This window comes from Tropicimonas aquimaris (genome assembly GCF_042676185.1).
Classification (GTDB): domain Bacteria; phylum Pseudomonadota; class Alphaproteobacteria; order Rhodobacterales; family Rhodobacteraceae; genus Tropicimonas; species Tropicimonas aquimaris.
Map to the genome: position 1 here is coordinate 1 of NZ_JBHTJT010000042.1, position 4,664 is coordinate 4,664.

Here is a 4,664-nt window from a genome sequence, read left to right on the forward strand (position 1 = left end):
GAACAGGAGAGCGATGCAAGTCGCCAGCCGTAAACGGCTGGAACGTGTGCAGGATGCACGGGGCCGGCGGGGGTCACAAGGCGGGGCCGACACATCCGTCCTGGAAGCACGGGATGCGGTCCCGCGAGTGGGTGGAAACCCGGAAATACATCAATCAGTTGGCCCGCGAGACGCGTGAGATCGACGCGATGATAGAGCCGGAGCGGGAACAGTGAACGGGCCGCGTTTCTTGAGCGCCAGGCAGTGCCGTAACCGTGTCCGGTCACGGGAATTGGAGGCTGACACTGGAGCAAGGTCCATTGGCAGGCCCCGGACTTGCAACTTTGACCCGCCAATAGGGTCGCTTTTCGCATTTGGCAGACCCACTGACACAAAGTCTTAGATTTGATTGGCCGATGGAGGCAACGGAAATGCTAATCGGATACGCCCGGACCTCAACGCTCGAACAGAAGCACTCGCTTGCAGCACAGGTTGCAGCCCTGAAAGACCATGGCTGCGAACGAGTGTGGTCGGAACAGGTCTCCTCGGTTGCAATCAGGAAGGCTCTCAAGGACGCACTGGAATTCGTTCGAGAGGGCGACACACTCGTTGTGACGAAGCTGGACAGGTTGGCACGGTCCGTCCGCCATCTGGGAGAGATCCTTGAGTTGATGGAGGCCCGGAAGGCCAACCTTCGCATTCTGGACCTCAATCTCGACACCTCGACTCCGACGGGCCAGCTCATGTTGAATGTCCTTGGATCGGTGGCGCAGTTTGAGCGGCAGATCATGCTGGAGCGGCAGCGGGAAGGAATCCAGAAGGCAAAGGAGGCAGGCCGCTACAAGGGGCGCAAGCCAACAGCACGCGCCAAGGCTGGCGAAGTAAAGGCCTTGCTGGAAGCCGGTATGACCAAGAGGGCCATTGCTGCAGAACTGGGCATCTCCGAGCGGTCAGTGTACCGGATGGCTACCCAGGCTCCGTGCTGATTTGTGGCTCGAGCCGAATTCCGGCACTCGCGCCTCGCAGGTGGTGTCGCCGACGAACAGATCTTGGCGGCGTCTTGCTACCTTTCCAACGAGGCGGGCGCGCATTGTGCGATCGGCAATCCCCTTGCGAGGAAGCGAGCGCAAAGGTGCTTTCCCATTTGCCGCCAAATGACCACAATCGCCGACTACGTTACCCAAACCAACCAGACAGGGTTCGGCAGATGAGCAAACTCCTGATCGGCGCGCTGATTGCGGCTGCAGCGTTCTACTTCCTTGGCAGTTCCGGAGGGGTGATGCGGCATTCTGGCAATGGCTTCGGAACTGGCGGTGCAGGCATCGGCGGCTATGCCAAATCCTCTCATGGCGCGGTCAAAGGCATCGGCACTGCCGCGAGCGGCATCCTGAAGTAGCCTTGCGCTAGCGCCGGTAGGCAGGCGTGAGTGACTTAAACCGGCTAAATCGCTCGAAAGCCGGTAATCCCGTCAAGCTTGTTGAACCTGTAGCAAGACAGAATGCGTTGGCTGGTCTCCCCTACGATCGTACTCAACTGGCGCCGAGTCTCGGTTTCTGCGCAGTGCGACGTTGCCCGAGCACAGCACTTTGCGGGTGCAGCACGATTCCAGGCCGTCGTGATCGGCCCTGAACAGACATTCGCCAAGATGATCATCGCCGCGGCGCGGCCTCGTCAAAGCCGACGTTCTTTGCGCTGTGCGGCATCGTCCGGCTAGTCGATACCCGCAGTGCGGACAGTCCAGTTGTTCGGCCCGCAGAGGCCAACTGGTGCTCACTGCGCATTGCGGTCGCTCAATGGGTCTCGAGCAATGGCGGCTTGAGGACCTACCAGCCATTGCTGCATTCGCATCGCCCACGAGACTACCGGAACCGCATCAAGGAATGACGGTGATAATCGTGCATTCGTCGCGCTGGCGAGCAAGCGCTCTCTCGCGGCTAAAAATTGACGAAAGCGGATGGGCAATTCCCGGCCGGAGGCTGGGTTGTTTCGCTAAGCAATTGATTTCAATCAACGCCGAGTCTCAAAAAATAGATTAGAATGTATATTTGCATGACTCAATATCGAGCCTGCCGACATTTGGAAGGAGGGGACTATGGTCTACTCAGTCACATCTTCCAGCACCGGCGGCGGTAAAGGCGATCTTTACGGCGATCTCTGGGTGCTGACGCGAGATCTCGACCCATCTGATGGAGGCGGCAACGGGGAACCGGTGCTGGACGAGAATGGCCAGATCGTGCCGATTGGGTACGATCCCGTGGCGGGCGTCACCTTCCCTATCTATCTCGTCGAGGTCGCACCCGGGGACTATGAGGTCCCGGCTGATCAGTTGGCCTATGTTCAGGAAATCGAACTCGAGCGGGTGAACATCCTTCGCTCACCAGACAATGTAATGGCGAATGCGCTCAAGGAAGCGCTAGGCAAGATCGAGCTCGGAACTGACATCACGGTCGATGCATCGGGTCGCATCATGGTCGACGGCGTGCTGATCGACTCGCCACGCGAGAACGCCGCGCTCTATGGCCTCATTATGAAGTCTGGTGGTGCCAAGAGCTGGACAGAGGTGCAGGCCAACGCGGCGGAGAACCTTCCGACGGCACTCGTCGATCTGCTTGAATCGGGGTGGAATCCGACGGGGTTGCTGGCTGGAGTCTTCTCGAAATTCCAGACGATCAGCCTCGACGCCGTGATCACGGCCCACACGCTGATGGGAGTGAACGAAGTCTCGGGCTCCAGTGACATCGATTATTTCGGTTTCACTGATGGCGTCTCTCAGACATTCGACTACGACCGTGTCGCGACCTTCGGCGATTCTTGGGTCCAGTGGTATCAGGACATGGATGGCGATCCTTCCGACCTGGAAGCGGTGCAGCGGACGTTGTTCGACGTGATCTGGGGTAAGGACCGGAACGGCGACGGCGTCAACGACGTCGGCAGCGGCGTCGACTGGAAGGACGAGTACATGGCGCTCTCTGCTGACGGCCTGAGTTTCGAGTGGGTCGACGGGGCCGGCGCAGGTATCAACGATTGGGCTCAATCGGTGGAAGACGCCCGCGCGGCGATCTACGTTCTGCACGAATTCGTTGACACGACGGAGATTGAGGCACCCGCCGCAATTGACGATACCATTCATGGCAGTTCCTTTGCCGACTACATCCCCTCCTGGGGGGGAGACGATCTGGTGATTGGCCACCAGGGCGACGACCTGCTGGACGGCGGCGACGGCGACGACATCCTCAGAGGCAATCTCGGTGATGACAGGCTGGATGGAGGCGCGGGAGACGACGTACTTCGGGGCGGCCTCGGCGACGATGTGCTGTTCTGGGGCAGCGGGAACGACATGCTTTTCGGCAGCGATGGCGACGACAGGCTGCACGGAGGTGTCGGCAAGGATGCACTCGACGGCGGCAGCGGCAACGACAAACTTGTCGGCGGTTGGGGCGCCGATGTTCTGGACGGAGGCGAGGGCGACGACGTCTTGAATGGACGTCGTGGGGACGACCTCCTTACCGGCGGCGACGGCGCGGACATCTTTGACTTCAGATCGCCGGACCTTAGCAGTGTCGACACCATTGCCGACTTTGCGCGCGCCGAATTTGACCTTGTCAGGCTCAATCGCATGGATGCCGACGTGACCACGGTGGAGGACGACGCGTTCGCCTTCATCGGCTACGCCGACTTTTCCAGCAAAGCCGGCGAGTTGCGCGCTGTCGACCTCGAAGGCACGCAGCGGATTGAAGGAGACGTCGATGGCGACGGCGTGGCCGATTTCACGATTGACATCGTCGGCAGTACGCTGGTGGAGGTCGACTGGTTTGAACTCTGACGCGCTGGCGGTCTCCCAATTGCTGGGTAGCGATAGCGCCGGTGCTTAAGATTGGTGCCAGCCTCGACTTCGGTATGAGGCTGGCACAGCCCTTTGTCAGGCGAGTTGCCCGTCAAATGCATCCAGGTGGTGGGAGGATCCGGAAAGCAGGTTCAAATAGACCCCTTCCAGTTGCGTGTCTTCCACAAGTTCGGCCGCATCGGCAATGTCGATCATGTCCTTTTCCTCGATGATCAAGCCGACTGCTAGGGTCAGGATGCATTGATTTTCAAAGGCTGCGTGATTCACGGCTCGGAAAACGGAGCGGTGACATGAGCGACCTTTACTGGCTGACCGACGAGCAGATGGCCAAACTTGCCCCTTCCTTCCCGAAGTCGCACGGCAAGCCACGGGTCGATCGCAGACGGGTGTTGAGTGGGATTATCTTCATCAATCGCAATGGGTTGCGCTGGCGGGATGCGCCGCGGGAATATGGTCCGCACAAGACGCTGTACAGCCGATGGAAGCGTTGGAGCGAGAAAGGCATCTTCGCGCAGATGATGGTCGGCCTGGCTGCCGAACACGGCGAGGAAAAGACCGTGATGATCGACGCGACCCATTTGAAGGCACACCGCACTGCGACCAGCATGGCCGCGAAAACGTATGGCCCGCCCCGGTTGCAAGCGCCGATTGTGTGATGGATTGAGCAGTCTGCAAAAACGTATCCGGCATGTCAGCTTGTTTGCCGCTGCCAAGATGGAGATCCGCGCGTCCCGATCCTCATAAGGGGGCCGGCCCCGTCAGGCCATTTTTACGCTAAGGTTTTCAGGACACCGGTCGACTGTCAGGCCATCTTCCTCTCACCACTCGCAGCTTGGGTGCC

Annotated in this window: 4 protein-coding genes and 1 pseudogene; all 5 read left to right on the forward strand. The window is 59.6% G+C overall.

Annotation, left to right across the window (positions count from 1 at the left end; all coding sequences use genetic code 11):
* On the forward strand, window positions 1-215 hold a 215-nt coding region (locus ACFQ2S_RS17935; protein ID WP_386076573.1), incomplete at its 5' end, for a hypothetical protein.
* 195 nt (window positions 216-410) lie between these two features.
* Window positions 411-965, forward strand: coding sequence for a recombinase family protein (locus ACFQ2S_RS17940; RefSeq protein WP_386076575.1), 555 nt, complete (start codon window positions 411-413; stop codon window positions 963-965).
* A 221-nt stretch (window positions 966-1,186) separates the two neighbouring features.
* Window positions 1,187-1,375, forward strand: a complete 189-nt coding sequence (locus ACFQ2S_RS17945) for a hypothetical protein (RefSeq protein ID WP_386076577.1) — start codon at window positions 1,187-1,189, stop codon at window positions 1,373-1,375.
* 696 nt (window positions 1,376-2,071) lie between these two features.
* Window positions 2,072-3,802 (forward strand): calcium-binding protein, encoded by a 1,731-nt coding sequence (locus ACFQ2S_RS17950; protein WP_386076579.1) that lies wholly within the window; start codon window positions 2,072-2,074, stop codon window positions 3,800-3,802.
* Between the two features lie 311 nt (window positions 3,803-4,113).
* A pseudogene (locus tag ACFQ2S_RS17955) lies at window positions 4,114-4,461 on the forward strand (transposase); the annotation flags it as partial.
* Window positions 4,462-4,664 lie beyond the last annotated feature (203 nt).

Bases quoted from the DNA above. Each gene is read 5' to 3' on its own strand.
- ACFQ2S_RS17940 (WP_386076575.1), top strand. From the start codon at position 411: ATGCTAATCGGATACGCCCGGACCTCAACGCTCGAACAGAAGCACTCG.
- ACFQ2S_RS17945 (WP_386076577.1), top strand. From the start codon at position 1,187: ATGAGCAAACTCCTGATCGGCGCGCTGATTGCGGCTGCAGCGTTCTAC.
- ACFQ2S_RS17950 (WP_386076579.1), top strand. From the start codon at position 2,072: ATGGTCTACTCAGTCACATCTTCCAGCACCGGCGGCGGTAAAGGCGAT.